The 14,691-nt window shown below is 68.5% G+C and carries 16 protein-coding genes; 11 read left to right on the plus strand and 5 right to left on the minus strand.

The window, feature by feature from the left end; translation table 11 throughout:
- Nucleotides 1-243 precede the first annotated feature (243 nt).
- On the plus strand, nucleotides 244-1,170 hold the full coding sequence (locus KBY78_RS09740) for a sigma-70 family RNA polymerase sigma factor (protein WP_006171784.1): 927 nt from the start codon (nucleotides 244-246) through the stop codon (nucleotides 1,168-1,170).
- A 12-nt stretch (nucleotides 1,171-1,182) separates the two neighbouring features.
- On the opposite strand, the gene pdhA is transcribed toward KBY78_RS09740, so the two are convergent.
- Nucleotides 1,183-2,280, minus strand: coding sequence for a pyruvate dehydrogenase (acetyl-transferring) E1 component subunit alpha (gene pdhA, locus KBY78_RS09745; protein WP_255143424.1), 1,098 nt, complete (start codon nucleotides 2,278-2,280; stop codon nucleotides 1,183-1,185).
- 125 nt (nucleotides 2,281-2,405) lie between these two features.
- Here pdhA and KBY78_RS09750 point away from each other — a divergent pair, with 125 nt between their 5' ends.
- The 5 genes from KBY78_RS09750 to KBY78_RS09770 all read left to right on the plus strand — a co-directional run bounded on the left by KBY78_RS09750 (nucleotide 2,406) and on the right by KBY78_RS09770 (nucleotide 8,193).
- Complete coding sequence (locus KBY78_RS09750; RefSeq protein WP_255143425.1) at nucleotides 2,406-4,325, plus strand: IMS domain-containing protein; 1,920 nt, start codon at nucleotides 2,406-2,408, stop codon at nucleotides 4,323-4,325.
- 69 nt (nucleotides 4,326-4,394) lie between these two features.
- A complete protein-coding gene (ffh, locus tag KBY78_RS09755; protein WP_255143427.1) occupies nucleotides 4,395-5,864 on the plus strand; it encodes a signal recognition particle protein in 1,470 nt (489 codons plus the stop codon).
- A gap of 97 nt (nucleotides 5,865-5,961) precedes the next feature.
- Entirely contained in the window at nucleotides 5,962-6,366 is a 405-nt protein-coding gene (rpsP, locus tag KBY78_RS09760) for a 30S ribosomal protein S16 (protein WP_255143428.1), read from the plus strand.
- Nucleotides 6,367-6,377: 11 nt separating this feature from the next.
- Nucleotides 6,378-7,376, plus strand: a complete 999-nt coding sequence (locus KBY78_RS09765) for a PhoH family protein (RefSeq protein ID WP_255143429.1) — start codon at nucleotides 6,378-6,380, stop codon at nucleotides 7,374-7,376.
- An 82-nt stretch (nucleotides 7,377-7,458) separates the two neighbouring features.
- Nucleotides 7,459-8,193, plus strand: coding sequence for a Bax inhibitor-1 family protein (locus KBY78_RS09770; RefSeq protein WP_255143430.1), 735 nt, complete (start codon nucleotides 7,459-7,461; stop codon nucleotides 8,191-8,193).
- Nucleotides 8,194-8,224: 31 nt separating this feature from the next.
- Here the strand turns inward: KBY78_RS09770 and KBY78_RS09775 are convergent, their stop codons facing one another.
- The gene (locus KBY78_RS09775; protein WP_006171791.1) at nucleotides 8,225-8,752 is read right to left on the minus strand and encodes a hypothetical protein; all 528 of its coding nucleotides are present in this window, start codon (nucleotides 8,750-8,752) and stop codon (nucleotides 8,225-8,227) included.
- A 31-nt stretch (nucleotides 8,753-8,783) separates the two neighbouring features.
- On the opposite strand from KBY78_RS09775, the gene era reads away from it, so the two are divergent.
- From era to larB, 5 genes are read left to right on the plus strand one after another with little or no spacing between them, the layout of a single operon-like run.
- Nucleotides 8,784-9,815: a GTPase Era gene (gene era, locus KBY78_RS09780; protein WP_255143431.1), complete on the plus strand. Its 1,032-nt coding sequence runs from the start codon at nucleotides 8,784-8,786 to the stop codon at nucleotides 9,813-9,815.
- A gap of 30 nt (nucleotides 9,816-9,845) precedes the next feature.
- Entirely contained in the window at nucleotides 9,846-10,334 is a 489-nt protein-coding gene (locus KBY78_RS09785; RefSeq protein WP_255143432.1) for a phycobiliprotein lyase, read from the plus strand.
- Complete coding sequence (gene trmD, locus KBY78_RS09790) at nucleotides 10,331-11,536, plus strand: tRNA (guanosine(37)-N1)-methyltransferase TrmD (protein WP_255143439.1); 1,206 nt, start codon at nucleotides 10,331-10,333, stop codon at nucleotides 11,534-11,536. The genes KBY78_RS09785 and trmD overlap by 4 nt, the downstream gene beginning before the upstream one ends.
- Nucleotides 11,529-11,960 carry a TIGR03792 family protein gene (locus KBY78_RS09795; protein ID WP_255143433.1) on the plus strand — a complete coding sequence of 144 codons (432 nt, stop codon included), beginning with the start codon at nucleotides 11,529-11,531 and terminating at the stop codon, nucleotides 11,958-11,960. Before trmD ends, KBY78_RS09795 begins: the two co-directional genes overlap by 8 nt.
- The gene (larB, locus tag KBY78_RS09800) at nucleotides 11,957-12,688 is read left to right on the plus strand and encodes a nickel pincer cofactor biosynthesis protein LarB (RefSeq protein ID WP_255143434.1); all 732 of its coding nucleotides are present in this window, start codon (nucleotides 11,957-11,959) and stop codon (nucleotides 12,686-12,688) included. The genes KBY78_RS09795 and larB overlap by 4 nt, the downstream gene beginning before the upstream one ends.
- Here the strand turns inward: larB and KBY78_RS09805 are convergent.
- The 3 genes from KBY78_RS09805 to KBY78_RS09815 all read right to left on the minus strand — a co-directional run.
- Nucleotides 12,639-13,550, minus strand: a complete 912-nt coding sequence (locus KBY78_RS09805; RefSeq protein ID WP_255143435.1) for a DUF1517 domain-containing protein — start codon at nucleotides 13,548-13,550, stop codon at nucleotides 12,639-12,641. The genes larB and KBY78_RS09805 overlap by 50 nt on opposite strands.
- Nucleotides 13,551-13,642: 92 nt before the next feature.
- Entirely contained in the window at nucleotides 13,643-13,876 is a 234-nt protein-coding gene (thiS, locus tag KBY78_RS09810) for a sulfur carrier protein ThiS (RefSeq protein WP_255143436.1), read from the minus strand.
- Nucleotides 13,873-14,691 (minus strand): thiamine phosphate synthase (locus tag KBY78_RS09815; protein ID WP_255143437.1); only part of this gene is annotated, 819 nt, incomplete at its 5' end. The genes thiS and KBY78_RS09815, both read right to left, overlap by 4 nt.

A 14,691-nucleotide genomic window follows, 5' to 3' on the forward strand; every position in this document is an offset into this window, starting at 1 on the left:
CTTCCGGTACATGTGCGGCCATCGTCAGTGGCGACAATCCGCAATTGCCGCGTTCCCTGCCAGTTTATCGGCTTCCAACCGCTGAGACCAGTTGCAGCGCAGTTGATTTGGCTTTTTCAGGAGTCCCTAGTTCTTCCAGGCGTTGACTGTGTCGTTTTACTGGCACAACCTTGAAAGGTTGTTGAAATCACATCACTCCCTGGTCCATTCATCAGAGATTGAATTCACTTTCCTGATGGGCTCATGACAGCCTCCACCCTTCTGCCCCGCGAACAGCGGCGGCGGGGGAGCGATCCAATCAGCTGGTATCTGGGCACGATCGGACGGGTGCCCCTGCTCACTCCAGCCGAGGAGATTGAACTGGGCAACCAGGTGCAGGCGATGATGCAGCTGATCGATTCGGGCGTGGAGGATCCCCCCAGTCTTCGCCAGAAACAACTGCTGCGCCTGGGCCGTCGCGCCAAGGAGCGCATGATGAAGGCCAACCTGCGCCTCGTGGTCAGCGTCGCCAAGAAGTACCAGGGCAAGGGACTGGAACTGCTCGATCTGATCCAGGAAGGATCACTGGGCCTGGAGCGGGCCGTGGAAAAGTTCGATCCCACCCGCGGCTACAAATTCTCCACCTACGCCTTCTGGTGGATCCGCCAGAGCATGACCCGGGCGATTGCCTGCCAGTCCCGCACGATTCGTCTGCCGGTTCACCTGAGCGAACGCCTCAGCGCCGTGCGCCGCGTCAGCCTGGAGCTGGCCCACAAGCTCGGGGCCATGCCCAGCCGCAGCGAGATCGCCGAAGCCATGGCGATCCCGATCCAGGAACTCGACGGGCTGCTGCGCCAGTCGTTGACCACCTCCAGCCTGGATGCCCCGGTGAATGGTGAGGAGGGGCGCAGTTTCCTCGGTGATCTGATCGCCGACTCCAGCCACGACGAGCCTCTCGACCAGGTGGAGCGGGGCATGCACCACGAGCAGCTGGAGCGCTGGCTCAGCTACCTCAGCGAGCAGGAACGCCAGGTGCTCGATCTGCGCTTCGGCCTTGATGGGCACGAACGCCACACCCTTGCTGAGATAGGCCGCCTGCTCGACGTGTCCCGGGAGAGGGTGCGTCAGGTGGAACTCAAAGCACTGCGCAAGCTACGCAGCCTCACGAGCCGGCTGCCCAGCCAGCTCTGATTCGGCCCGGGGTCAGTCTTCAGCCCAGATGTAGCGGGTGAGCTCACCGGGATCGGGCTCTGGTGCACCGACGGCGAACTCCACGGCATCGGCCACTTCGGCGTCGATCTCCTTCTCGATCGCCTTGAGCTCCTCAAGGCTGGCCAGATCGTGGCTGGTGAGATGGGCGGCCAGAGCCTTGAGTGGATCCCGCTTGGCCCAGAACTCCTTCTCCACTTCGCTGCGCAGCTCATCGGGGTCGGCCAGGGAATGGCCGCGGAAGCGATACGTGAGGCACTCCAGCAGAGTGGGACCTTCGCCGGCCCGGGCACGCTCCACGGCCCGCTGGGCAGCGGCGCGCACCGCCAGCACATCCATGCCGTCGACCTCCTCACCCGCCATGCCGAAGGCGGCGGCCTTGCGCCAGATCTCCGGATCGCTTGTGGCGCGGTCGTGGGCCATGCCGATCGCCCACTTGTTGTTCTCGACGACGAACAGGATCGGCAACTTCCACAGCGCCGCCATGTTCAGGCACTCGAAGAACTGACCGTTGTTGCAGGTGCCATCGCCGAAGAAGGCGGCGGTGACGGCATCACTGTCTGGCTCGCCGAGGGCATCACGCTTGTAGCGGCTGGTGAAGGCGGCGCCAAGGGCCACCGGAATGCCCTCGCCGATGAAGGCATAGCCCCCGAGCAGATGGTGCTCCTTGGAGAACAGGTGCATGGAGCCGCCGCGGCCCTTGCTGCAGCCGGTGGCCTTACCGAACAGCTCACTCATCACCTCGCGGGCTGGCACACCGGCGCTGAGGGCATGCACGTGATCGCGATAGGTGCTGCAGAACCAGTCGTGCTGGGCACGCATCGCCTTGATCACCCCGGTGGAGACGGCCTCCTGGCCGTTGTAGAGGTGAACGAAGCCGAACATCTTGCCCCGGTAGTACATCTCGGCGCACTTGTCTTCGAAGCGGCGGCCGAGAGTCATGTCCCGGTAGAGGGTCAGGCCCTCCTCTCGAGTCACCGTGGCCGGACCCGCCGGGTAGAGCGCCGCCAGGCGTTCGGCGTGGCTGCCGACTGCTTCTTGTGCAGATCCGTCTGCGGCCGGTTGGAGCGTGGCGGCGATCTCCTGAGTCATGGCAAGGGGAGTCGAAGCTGTTGCCAACGACTGTAGGGGGAGGACTGAGCGGGAAAGGTCAAAACCGATGCCGCTGCCTACACTCGCCCCAACGCCCAGGATCAAGGGCCCGTGAGTTGAAGGGGTTGGAACTGCCGATCGACCACTTCCGTCTGCTCGGCGTGAGCCCGGCGACCGATGCCCAGAACGTCTTGCGCACCCTTCAGCATCGCCTGGAGAAAGCGCCGGATCAGGGCTTCACCCTGGAGGCGATCCGGGCCCGGGCCGATCTGCTGGAAGCCAGCGCCGACGTGCTCTCCGACCCCCAGCGCCGCCAGGCCTACGAGGCCCAGCTGATGGAGATCGAGCAGGCGGGCGAAGGAGAGGGGGTGGCGGCCGGCCTTGATGTGGCGCCATCGAAGGATCTCGGTGGGTTGATGCTGCTGCTGGAAGCGGGGATGCCCCTGGAGGCCTTTGAGGCCACCATCACTTGCCTGCAGCCGCCCCAGGCCCCTGCCCTGGGCAGCGGCCGCGAGGCCGACCTCTGCCTGCTGGCGGCCCTGGCCTGCCGCGCCGCCGCCACGGAGCTGCAGGGCCAGCGCCACTACGAGGCTGCGGCCCAGCTCCTGCAACAAGGCCTCCAGCAACTGCAACGCATGGGCCAGATGCCTGAGCAACGGCTGCAGCTGGCCAACGACCTGCACGCGCTGCTGCCCTTCCGGGTGCTGGGTCTGGTCAGCCGGCCTCTGACGGCAACCCAGGAGCGCGCCGAAGGGCTGGAGCTGCTGGAGAGTCTGGTGAAGCGCCGCGGAGGCCTGGAGGGCGAAGACGATCCCAGCCTGCCCCGCGACGACTTCCAGGCCTTCATCAAGCAGATCCGGCTCTTCCTCACCGCCCAGGAACAGGTCGATCTTTTCGACCGCTGGGCCAAAGGCGGCTCCGCAGCGGCGGAGTTTCTGGCCAGCTACGCCCTCACCGCCTCAGGCTTCGCCCAGCGCAAGCCCGAGCGCATCGCCGCCGCCCAGGACCGCCTGCAGGCCTCCGCCCAGCCCGGCATCCAGCCCCTGCTGGCCTGCCTGTATCTGCTGCTCGGCCAGATCGAGCCGGCCGTGCAGCACTTCAACGCCGGAGCAGGGCCCGAGCTCAAGGCCTGGGCCGAGGAGCAGGCCGAGGATCCCCTCGCCCAGCTCTGTGCCTACTGCCGGGACTGGCTGGCCCGGGACGTCCTCCCCGGCTACCGCGACATCGAGGTGGATGCCGATCTCGAGGCCTACTTCGCCGACCGGGACGTGCAGGCCTTCGTGGATCAGCAGGATCGCCGCCAGGCCCGCGGCCAGGCGGTGGGGGTGATCGCTACAGACTCCTCAGTCGCGGCAAGCGCTGCCCCCTGGGCCATGCCTGAGCTGGAGCCCTTCGCCCCTGACAGCAGCGAAGGGTTCAAGCCCCCAGCCCCGGAGCCGTCCGCTGAAGCTGCGGCCCGAGAGCAACGGCCACGGGCTGCCCGGCCGCTGGCCATGGCCGGAATCGCTCTGGCAGCCGGGGCTGCCCTGATCGCCGGGCTCTCGCTGGTGATGCGTCCCCGGCCGGCGGCACCCCCGCTGGCGACACCCCCCGCCAGTAGCCAGGCCCCCACCAGCACAAACCCGCCGGTGTCGGCGCCCACCGCCCCAGGCCCCCTCACCAGCGCCAGCCCAACCCAGCAGGAAGTGCGCCTCCTGCTGGAGCGCTGGTTGGCAGCCAAAGCGGCACTTCTGGACGGACGCAACAGCCAGGCCGACCTCGATCAGCTCGCCCGCCCGGCCCTGGTGGCCGACCTGCGCTCCCAGGCCAGGGGACTCAAGGCCCTGGGGGAACAGCAACAGGTGCAGGCCAGGATTCAGCAGTTCCGGCTCACCAACCAGAGTCCACGGCGGATCGAAGCCGATGTCCAACTCGACTACAGCGAGGAGCGCCGTTCAGGCGACAAGGTGATCAAGCCCAGAACCAACGCCCAACTGCGCAACATCTATGTGTTCGCCCGTGATGGCGGCACCTGGAAACTGGCTGATTTCCACAGTCGCCGCTGATGTCCCCTGCGTTGTGTCAGGGTCTGGTTCAACGATCACCCCTCCTGGGGTCACCCCTTCAACAACGCCATGTTCGACGAGCTATCCCAGCGTTTTGAGGATGCGGTCAAGAGCCTGAAGGGCCAGGACCGGATCACGGAAAGCAACGTGGAGGGGGCCCTCAAGCAGGTGCGTCGTGCCCTGCTCGAGGCCGATGTGAGCCTGGAGGTGGTCAAGGGGTTCATCGAAGAGGTGCGCACCCAGGCGGTGGGCGCCGAGGTGGTGCGCGGCGTCAGCCCCGATCAACAGTTCATCCAGCTGGTGCATCAGGCCCTGGTGGAGGTGATGGGCGGTGAGAACGCCCCGCTGGCGGTGGCGGATCAGGCCCCCACCGTGATCCTGATGGCGGGCCTGCAGGGGGCCGGCAAGACCACCGCCACCGCCAAGCTCGGTCTGCACCTCAAGGAGCAGGGCAAACGGGCGCTGATGGTGGCCGCCGATGTCTACCGGCCCGCCGCCATCGACCAGCTGCAGACGCTGGGTCAACAGATCGGCGTGGAGGTGTTCAGCCTGGGGGCTGACGCCAGACCCGAAGACATCGCCGCCGCCGGCATCGCCAGGGCGAAGGAGGAAGGCTTTGACACGGTGCTGGTGGACACCGCCGGCCGCCTCCAGATCGACACGGCGATGATGGAGGAGATGGTGCGGATCCGCCAGGCCGCGGCACCCGACGAGGTGCTGCTGGTGGTGGATTCGATGATCGGCCAGGAGGCGGCGGAGCTCACCCGCGCCTTCCACGAGCAGGTGGGTCTCACCGGCGCCGTACTCACCAAGCTCGACGGCGACTCCCGCGGCGGAGCGGCCCTCTCGATCCGCAAGGTGAGCGGCGCCCCGATCAAGTTCATCGGCACCGGCGAGAAGGTGGAGGCGCTGCAGCCCTTCCACCCCGAGCGGATGGCCAGCCGCATCCTGGGCATGGGCGATGTGCTCACCCTGGTGGAGAAGGCCTCCAAGGAGGTGGAGCTGGCCGATGTGGCAAAGATGCAGCAGAAGCTGCAGGAAGCCTCGTTCGACTTCTCCGATTTCCTGCAGCAGATGCGCATGATCAAGCGCATGGGCTCCCTGGGCGGCCTGATGAAGCTGATCCCGGGCATGAACAAGATCGACGACGGCATGCTCAAGCAGGGAGAGGAGCAGCTCGGAAAAATCGAGGCGATGATCGGCTCGATGACAGCGGCCGAGAGGGAGCAGCCCCAGCTGCTGGCCGCCCAGCCTTCACGGCGGCGGCGGATCGCGGCGGGCAGCGGCCACAGCCCTGCCGACGTCGACAAGGTGCTGGCCGACTTTCAGAAGATGCGCGGCTTCATGCAGCAGATGACCCGTGGAGGCATGCCGGGCATGGGTGGAGGCTTCCCCGGCATGGGCGGTGGCCTGCCCGGAATGCCCGGGATGCCCGGGATGCCCGGCATGCCCGGGATGCCGGCGGCCGCTGGGCGGGGCAGCGGCTCCCGCAAGGCCAGTCGTCCCCCGAAGAAGCGCAAGGGGTTTGGCCAGCTCTGATGGGCGGCAAGGTAAGGTGCTTGTTTGGCGCGTGAACTCACCGCCAGGCGGAGTTTCCGTCCACCCCAAACACCCAAGTCAGCAAGGCAAGGCCACGATGATCAAGCTCCGCCTGAAGCGGTTCGGCAAGAAGCGGGAAGCGAGCTTCCGTCTGGTGGCCACCAACAGCACGTCCCGCCGGGACGGTCTGCCGCTCGAGGAGCTCGGCTTCTACAACCCCCGCACCAAGGAAACCCGCCTTGACGCCGAAGCCATCCGGGTGCGCCTGAGCCAGGGCGCCCAACCCACCGACACGGTCCGCTCCTTGCTCGAGAAGGGCGGCCTGATCGAGAAAACCATCCGTCCCGGTGAAACCGTCGGCAAGGCCAAGCAGGCCGCAGCCCGCGAAGCGGTGGTCAAGGAAGCGGCGAAGGCCGCTGCTGCTGAATCAGCCGCCGCTGCTGAAGCCGCTGCAGCAGCTGCCGCCGAGCCTGAAGCTGAGGCCGTCAGCGCCGATGCCTGAGCGGACGCCCCATGGCCGGGGCTGAAACGCTTCCTCTCTTTTCGATCGACCTTCCCCACCAGGAAGCCGCCCTTGCCCTCGCCGGCGAGGCCGAAACGACCCTGCATCGCCTTGAGGCCCTCACCGGTGCCTCCCTGGTGCTGCGGGGTCTTCAGTTGGTGATCCAGGGCAGGCCCTCTCAGCTGGAGCGGGCCTCGGCTCTGGTGGAGCTGCTGCGGCCTCTCTGGGGCGAGGGCCAGCCCATCGGCGCGGTGGATCTCCAGACCGCCCTCACCGCCCTCGACACCGGACGCAGCAGCGAGCATCGCGAACTCTCCCAGCAGGTGCTGGCCCGCAGCCAGAGCGGCAAGCTGCTGCGGCCCCGCACCGTGCGCCAGAAGGCCTACGTGGATGCGATGGACGGCCACGACCTCACCCTCGCCCTGGGTCCAGCCGGCACCGGCAAGACCTTCCTGGCCACCGTTCAGGCCGTGCGCATGCTCCAGGAGCGGCGGGTGGAGCGGTTGATCCTCACCAGGCCCGCGGTGGAAGCCGGCGAGCGGCTGGGTTTCCTGCCCGGGGACCTGCAGCAGAAGGTCGACCCCTACCTGCGCCCGCTCTATGACGCCCTGCATGGGCTGCTGGGGGCGGAGCGCACCACGGCTCTGCTGGAGAAAGGGGTGATCGAGGTGGCGCCGCTGGCCTACATGCGCGGCCGCACCCTGGCCGATGCCTTCGTGATCCTCGACGAGGCCCAGAACACCACCACCGCCCAGATGCGCATGGTGCTCACCCGGCTGGGGGAGAATTCGCGCATGGTGGTCACCGGGGATCCCACCCAGTCGGATCTGCCCCGCGACCAGCTCAGTGGCCTGGTGGAGGCCGCCGGCGTGCTGGCGGATGTGGAGGGCGTGGCGATCTGCCACCTCAACGCCGCCGATGTGGTGCGCCATCCTCTGGTGCAGCGCATGGTGCAGGCCTACGCCCGCCGCGACGCGGCTGGACTTGCCCGGACGGCCCAGAGAGGATGAGCGCCCAGCGGGGATGAGGAGAACCGCACACTCCCAACCCGCCGGCACTGGCAGGATGGTGAGAACCGAATTCACTGGTCCCATGCCAGCCAGCAGCAATTTCCAGGAAGCGATCCGCGAGGCCCAGCAGGGCGCGCTGGTCGGTCCCAATGTCGTCAACAAAGCGCTGCCCTACGTGGGTGGCGGCATGGTGCTGACCGCCGCCGGAGTGATGGGAGGCCTCACCTTGATGGCCAGCAGCCCGGGGCTGTTCATGCCCTTGTTCTGGGTGGCCCTGATCGGCAACTTCATCCTCTTCTTCGTGGCCCAGAACGCGGCTACCAAGGGGAACAACGGCACGGCCCTGCCGATCCTCACGGCCTACAGCCTGATCACCGGCTTCACCCTCAGCGGAATCGTGGCTTATGCCCTCAGCGTTGCCGGGGTCGGCGCCATCGGCACCGCCACCCTGGCCACAGGCATCACCTTCCTGATCGCGTCGGTGGTGGGTCGTCGCATGAGCGACTCCATCGGTCAGGCCCTGGCCGGTGTGGTGGGCCTCGGCATCCTCGGACTGATCATCGCCATGGTGATTCAGATCGTGGGCGGCATCTTCATCCCCGGCTTCGGGGGAAGCGGCTTCGAACTGCTGATCGCCGGCTTCGGCACCGTGCTGTTCGTGGGAGCCGCCTTTCTCGACTTCTACACCATGCCCCGCACCTACAGCGACGACCAGTACCTGGCCGGCGCCCTGGGCATGTACCTCACCTACATCAACCTGTTCATCTTCATCCTGCGCCTGATCATCGCCCTCAACGGCGGCGGCCGCCGCGACTGAACCAGCTCCAGCAGTAGCAACCCGGCCTGGCTCAGTCGTCAGCCACCGCCAGCACAGCTGAGCGGATGGCCTGGCGCTGGGCCTCGTCGTAGCCCCAGCGATCCAGGAAGTCCACATCCTCTCCCGATCCCTCCGCGCCGGCCAGCAGCCTCTCCAGCCGTTGCTTCACCGCCGTTGGCTCCAGCAGCCGCAGCAGTTCAGTGCACCTCCGAGCCACCCGCTCGGATCCGGCCCGTTGGCCCTCATCTCCGGCCCGCTGGTGATGCAGGGCCATCGCCGTGCTCATGGCCAGGTTGCGGGCGCTGAGATCCACCACCCCATCACCGGCCTGGCGCAGGCTCAGCACCAGGCACTCCGGCAGGCGGTCCATCAGCGGGGCGTCGCTGGTGAGGGACACCACGAAGAAGCCGCGGGCCCCATCGAGGCTGGCCACCAGTTCCCCCACCCGGTCGGCCAGCACCTCATCACTGAGTTCGCCGTTCTGCCAGTGGCCCAGCCAAGCTGCCGCGATCTCCATCGCCTGGGGAAAGGTGGGGGTGGCGGGAGTGGAAGCCGACATCTCGGACCGGTGGGCTGGCAGTGTTGAGGTTATGGACAAGCCGGGCCTGAGCGAGACCGAATCGGAGCAGCCGCTGGGCGCAGAGCTGTCTTTGCCTGTGCCTCTGCCGCTGCCGCAGCAGGCCCCCGAAGGCTTCCGCTCCGGTTTCGTGGCCCTGATCGGCCGCCCGAATGTGGGCAAGTCGACCCTGCTCAACCACCTGGTGGGCGAGAAGGTGGCGATCACCTCGCCGGTGGCCCAGACCACCCGCAACCGGCTGCGGGCCATCCTCACCACCCCCAGCGCCCAGCTGGTGTTGCTCGACACCCCCGGCATCCACAAGCCCCACCATCTGCTGGGGGAGCGGCTGGTGAAAAGCGCCCGCAGCGCCATCGGCGAAGTGGACGTGGTGCTGCTCCTGGTCGATGGCAGCGAGCCGGCGGGGCGCGGCGATGGATTCATCGTGGAGCTCCTGCGCTTCAGCAAGGCGCCGGTGCTGGTGGCCCTTAACAAGAGCGATCTGGTGGACCCGGAGAGGGCCGCCGAGCTGGAGGCCAGCTACCGGGAGCTGCTGGTGCTCTCCGATCAACGCGCCGATCCGGCCGATCCTGGTCAGCGCCGCAGCGACTGGCCACTGCTGGCCTGCAGTGCCAGCACCGGTGCCGGCTGCCCCGAACTGGTGGAGGCCCTGGCGGCGCGGCTGCCCCTCGGCCCCCATCTCTACCCGCCGGATGCGGTCAGCGATCAACCCGAGCAGCTGCTGCTGGCGGAGCTGATCCGCGAGCAGGTGCTCAGCCTCACCCGCGAGGAGGTGCCCCACTCTGTGGCGGTGCAGGTCGAGCATATCGTCGAAGACGGCAAGCGCATCGCCGTGCTGGCCACGGTGCTGGTGGAGCGCTCCAGCCAGAAGGGAATCCTGATCGGCAAGCGCGGTCAGATGCTCAAGGAGATCGGCAGCGGGGCCAGGGCCCAGATGCAGAAGGTGTTCGACGGGCCGGTGTACCTGGAGCTGTTCGTCAAAGTGGTGCCCAACTGGCGGCGCAACCCGGCGCGGCTGGCGGAACTCGGCTACCGCGGCGACTGAGAGGATGGAGGGCCAGAGTGCGCCACCGCCGTGAACGGCACCAGCCCCGCCTTCCCCCCCGAGGACCTGCCAGCCTTTCTCGACCTCTGCGCCGGTCAGTGGATGGTGCTGCGCAGCCGGATGGAGGCCACCACAGCCGCCAGCGGCGACGATGACGCCTGGCATGACAGCAACCGCGGCGACCTGGGGGTGAGCCTGCGCCCGGCCGCCCCCGGCCGCTCCCTGGGGGGGCTGGAGGTGACGGCTCCCGATGGCGAGGCCCGGCAGCTCGATTTCGAGGCCGGCGGAAGCCTGCTGGGCGCCGAGGGCAGCATTGGCCACTGGCAGCTGTGGCCCGACGGCAGCCTGGAGCTGGTGATCACCAGCGCTGGCCAGGAGCAGCGCGAACGGATCTGGTTCACCAAACCGAACCTGCGCCTGCGCAGCGTGATCGTCAACGGCGCCGATGGCCAGCCGGAGCAGGCCAGTTTCTGCTCGGAGATCCGCCGCGTCAGCCGCCCGGCCCCAGCGGAGAGCTGAGCGCGATGCGGCTGGATGTGGTGAGCCTGGCTCCCGAGTCGTTTGCGCCACTGACCAGCCTCGGGGTGATCGGGCGGGCCTTCAACGCCGGCATCGCCGAGCTGCACACCCACAACCCCCGCGACCACGCCAGCGACCGCTACCGCAAGGTCGACGACCAGCCCTACGGCGGCGGGGCGGGAATGGTGCTCAAGCCGGAGCCGGTGTTCGCGGCCTTCGAGTCGATCCCCGTGCTGGAGCGGCGCCGGGTGCTGCTGCTCAGCCCCCAGGGTCAGCCCCTGAGCCAGGCCGACCTGCAGCGCTGGGCCACGGATCACGACCAGCTGGTGCTGCTCTGCGGCCACTACGAGGGCTTCGACGAGCGCATCCGCACCCTCGCTGATGAGGAGGTGTCGCTGGGGGATTTCGTGCTCACTGGTGGCGAGCTGGCGGCGATGGTGCTGATCAACGGCGTGGTGCGGCTGCTGCCGGGCACGGTGGGCAGCGCCGAGTCGCTGCTGGAGGAAAGCCACAGCGCCCTGTTGCTGGAGCATCCCCACTACACCCGCCCGGCCGAGTTCCGGGGTCTGGCGGTGCCGCAGGTGCTGCGTAGCGGTGACCACGGCGCCATCGCCCGCTGGCGGGCCGAACAGCAGCAGGAGCGCACGAAACGGAGGCGTCCCGACCTCTACCGTCGCTGGCAAGAGCAGCAGCAGGGGCGGTCGCAGATGCGGATCGGCAACGGCTACGACATCCACCGGCTGGTGCCGGGGCGCCCCCTGATCCTGGGGGGCCTGACCCTGGAGCACCCCGCCGGGCTGGGCCTCGATGGCCACAGCGATGCCGACGTGCTCGTGCACGCCCTGATGGATGCCCTGCTGGGGGCCCTCAGCCTGGGGGACATCGGCCAGCACTTCCCCCCGGACGACGAGCGCTGGCGCGGTGCCGACAGCCTGGTGCTGCTGGAGCAGGTGGTGGCCCTGGTGCGGGAGCGGGGCTGGCAGGTGGTGAATGTGGACACGGTGGTGATCGCCGAGCGCCCGAAGCTGCGGCCCCACATCGCCGCCATGCGCGTCGCCATCGCCCAGCGCATGGGGCTCGATCCAGACCAGGTGGGCATCAAGGCCACCACCAATGAGACCCTCGGCCCCACCGGACGGGAGGAAGGGATCGCCTGCCACACCGTGGCCCTGCTGGAGCCGTGGGGAGGCGGGAATGGGTAGGGTCTGCGCCCTGGCGCTGCTGCTGTTGTCCTTGCTCCTGGGCGTGACACCCACCGCCGTCACCGCGGCTCCCAGCGACGTTGTCCAACAGGACGGGATCCAGCAGCAGGTGGTGGTGGAGGTCCTGCGGCTGAAGGTGCCCGCCGCCGATCGGGAGGCCTGGCTGGAGGCGGAGCGGCAGAGCTGGGAGCCCTGGTTGCAGGCGCAGAGCGGTTTCCTCGAGCGGCGGATCTACTGGGATGCCGACAGCGAGGAGGGAGTGCTGCTGATCCACTGGGCCAGTCGTCGCCAGTGGCACGGCATCGCCACCGCCGAGGTGGAGCGGGTGCAGGAGCGCTTTGATCAGCTGGCGCGGCAGGGCACCGGTCGCAGCGATCCTCAGCCCTTCCCCCTGCTCTTCAGCGGCGAGCTGATCGCCCAATGAATCCCAGCGAGCCCCTGGCGCGGCTGGATCTTGGGCGGCGTGAGCGGCTGGGAATGCTGGAAGCGGTCTGGGGTGAGACCAAGGACGTCGATCAGATCACGACGATCCTCGAGCGTCTGCACCAGGCCGGCGAGCTCGCCCTGGTGACGCGGGTGACCGCCGGGAAAGCCGCAGCGATCGAGACGTGGCTGCGCCGCGAGCGGCCCGAGATCGGCGCCGCCCTGGAGCACCACCGCCAGGCCCGCTGTCTCACCAGCGGCGTCCTGCCCGCTGCCGATCCGGCCCTCGGTCTGGTGCAGGTGCTCTGCGGCGGCACCAGTGATCTGCCCGTGGCCCATGAGGCCCAGCTGGCCCTGCGCTGCCATGGGGTGAGCACCGAGCTGGTGGTGGATGTGGGTGTGGCCGGCCTGCACAGGTTGCTGGAGCAGCTGCCGCGGCTGCGAAGCGCCCGGGTGCTGATTGCCTGCGCCGGCATGGAAGGCGCCCTGCCCACGGTGCTGGCGGGGCTGCTGCCCCAGCCGGTGATCGGCGTTCCGGTGTCGGTGGGCTACGGCGTGAGCGCCGGCGGGGCTGCCGCCCTCAACGGGATGCTGGCCAGCTGCGCCCCAGGGCTGAGTGTGGTGAACATCGACAACGGATACGGGGCCGCCATGGCGGCCCTGCGCATCCTGCTGGCCCTCAGAGGTGCTGCAGCTGCGGATAGGCCGTCAGCAGCTCCTCGGTGCTGAGCACTTCTCCTTTCCCTTCTGGCTGCCAGATCACCTCGAGGGCAATCAGATCACTGGCGGACACCGCACCGATCACCCCGAGGGCGTCGCGCAGATCATCGGCGCTGCTGATGGTCTTGAGGGGGATGCGGCCACGGCTGGCCACCAGAAGGGTGACGGCGATGAAGTCGCTGGTGGCATCGGTGGGGCCACTGGCGGCAGCTTCATCCTGGAAGCGCCGTCCGCCCACATTGGAGGTGACCTCGCTGCGCAGCTTGCTGCGCTCGGTCATCGAGAGACGGTTGAAGGTGGATTCGGCGCTGGCGAAAGGCACCTGGCCCAGTTCGCTGTTGGCGTAGACCCAGAGATCGGGCTGGCGCAGCAGGGACAGGCTGGTTTCCTGCAGCAGCCGCTGCAGACCGGTGCTGCCGGTGGTGTCAGCGGTGGCGGCCAGGCGGCGCAGGTCATCCTGAAGTTCACGGGCCGAGGCCAGCAGGCCCACCTGCAACTGGGCAATGCTCACGGGCCCATCGGCGCGGGGAGCCGCAGCCAGGGAACCGCCGCCGCTGGTCATGCCGCCGCCGGCGCCGCGCAGGGCGTTCACGAGAAAACCGGCGATCGCCATCAGGATCAGGAAACCGAACAGCCCGCCGCCGCCGAAGCCGAAGATGGGGATCAGGAAGGGGAAGCCGATCCCGCCGCCATAGCCACCGCGGTATCCGCCACCGCCATAGCCACCCCGGTAGCTGCCGCCACCGCCGCTGTAGCTGCGGGGCATGGAGGGGGCCGAGCGGAAGCTGCCGCCGCCGATGCGCCCGCCGCGGGCCGCCCAGCTGGGAGCCGGCGAGGACAGCAGCAGCAGGCCGCTCACCAGGAGAGGCATCAGGACCAGCAGGGAGAGCCGGCGGAACCTGGCGAAGGCGATTGGGAAGGGACGAGGGGACACAGATGTCACCCGAAGCAAGTGCGCCGAATCTAGGAACCACCCCCCACGATGGTGACCACCTCAAGTACGGCGTCCCCACCAACGGCCTGCTCGGCCCAGGCCGTGCGGGGCAGAATCTCGCCGTTGAACTCCACAACCACCAGCCGCGGTTCGTAGCCGAAGTGGCGCAGCACCTCCAGCAGAGGCAAGTGAGCCGGGCAGGTGCGTGCTTCCCCGTTCAGCTGGATCGTGAGGCTGCCGCTGGCCCAGTTCTCCTCGCTCATGCCTCCTCCTGCAGGGCCGCGAGCAGCTCGCGGCTGGCCGCATGCGGATCGCTTGCCTCGATGATCGCCCTCACCACCGCCACCCGGCGACCGCCGGCCGCCACGACCGGCGCCACCGCTCCGGCATCGAGCCCGCCGATGGCAAAGAACGGAATCGGACTTTCAGCCGCCGCCTCGCGCACATAGGCCAGGCCAACGGGTTCACGGCCGGGCTTGGTGGGGGTGGCGTTGATGGGGCCAACGCCCACGTAGTCGCAGCCATCGGCCACCGCCTGACGCAACTGCTCGATCCGCTGGGTGCTGCGGCCGATCAGGCGATCCGGGCCCAGCAGGCGGCGCGCTTCGGCGGGGGGCAAGTCACCCTGGCCCAGGTGCACCCCATCGGCCTCCACGGCCAGGGCCAGGTCGACCCGGTCGTTGACGATGAACAGGGCGCCATGACTCGAGCAGAGCTGACGCAGGGCACGGGCTTCCTGCCAGCGCTCCAGGTCGTCAGCCTGCTTGGCCCGGTATTGCACCAGGCGCACCCCCGCCTCAAGGGCCGCGGCCACGGTCTCGAGCAGGCGAGGTGACGGGCTGGTGATCAGATACAAATGGCAGCGCAGCAGCAGCTCACGGCGGCCCGCGGCGGCGCCACAGGCCCGCATCAGATCCACCTCCAGGTCGTAGAGGGCGTAGCGGATTGCGGCGGCCTCGGCGGCCAGGAGCGGATCACCGGCGCGGCCGAACTCCTCCAGCACCCGCAGCGCCTCCTGGGCGCGGCCAGCGTTGGCGGCCACCACCTGAGACGGTTGCTGCCGCTCGGCCTGGGCGGG

This window comes from Synechococcus sp. EJ6-Ellesmere (assembly GCF_024345875.1).
In the GTDB taxonomy this organism is placed as follows: Bacteria; Cyanobacteriota; Cyanobacteriia; order PCC-6307; family Cyanobiaceae; genus Regnicoccus_A; species Regnicoccus_A antarcticus.

Excerpts from the sequence above, each read along its gene's own strand:
- KBY78_RS09740 (WP_006171784.1), top strand. The coding sequence starts at position 244 with ATGACAGCCTCCACCCTTCTGCCCCGCGAACAGCGGCGGCGGGGGAGC.
- pdhA (WP_255143424.1), bottom strand. The coding sequence starts at position 2,280 with ATGACTCAGGAGATCGCCGCCACGCTCCAACCGGCCGCAGACGGATCT.
- ffh (WP_255143427.1), top strand. The coding sequence starts at position 4,395 with ATGTTCGACGAGCTATCCCAGCGTTTTGAGGATGCGGTCAAGAGCCTG.
- rpsP (WP_255143428.1), top strand. The coding sequence starts at position 5,962 with ATGATCAAGCTCCGCCTGAAGCGGTTCGGCAAGAAGCGGGAAGCGAGC.
- KBY78_RS09765 (WP_255143429.1), top strand. The coding sequence starts at position 6,378 with ATGGCCGGGGCTGAAACGCTTCCTCTCTTTTCGATCGACCTTCCCCAC.
- KBY78_RS09770 (WP_255143430.1), top strand. The coding sequence starts at position 7,459 with ATGCCAGCCAGCAGCAATTTCCAGGAAGCGATCCGCGAGGCCCAGCAG.
- KBY78_RS09775 (WP_006171791.1), bottom strand. The coding sequence starts at position 8,752 with ATGTCGGCTTCCACTCCCGCCACCCCCACCTTTCCCCAGGCGATGGAG.
- era (WP_255143431.1), top strand. The coding sequence starts at position 8,784 with ATGGACAAGCCGGGCCTGAGCGAGACCGAATCGGAGCAGCCGCTGGGC.
- KBY78_RS09795 (WP_255143433.1), top strand. The coding sequence starts at position 11,529 with ATGGGTAGGGTCTGCGCCCTGGCGCTGCTGCTGTTGTCCTTGCTCCTG.
- larB (WP_255143434.1), top strand. The coding sequence starts at position 11,957 with ATGAATCCCAGCGAGCCCCTGGCGCGGCTGGATCTTGGGCGGCGTGAG.
- KBY78_RS09805 (WP_255143435.1), bottom strand. The coding sequence starts at position 13,550 with ATGCCTCTCCTGGTGAGCGGCCTGCTGCTGCTGTCCTCGCCGGCTCCC.
- thiS (WP_255143436.1), bottom strand. The coding sequence starts at position 13,876 with ATGAGCGAGGAGAACTGGGCCAGCGGCAGCCTCACGATCCAGCTGAAC.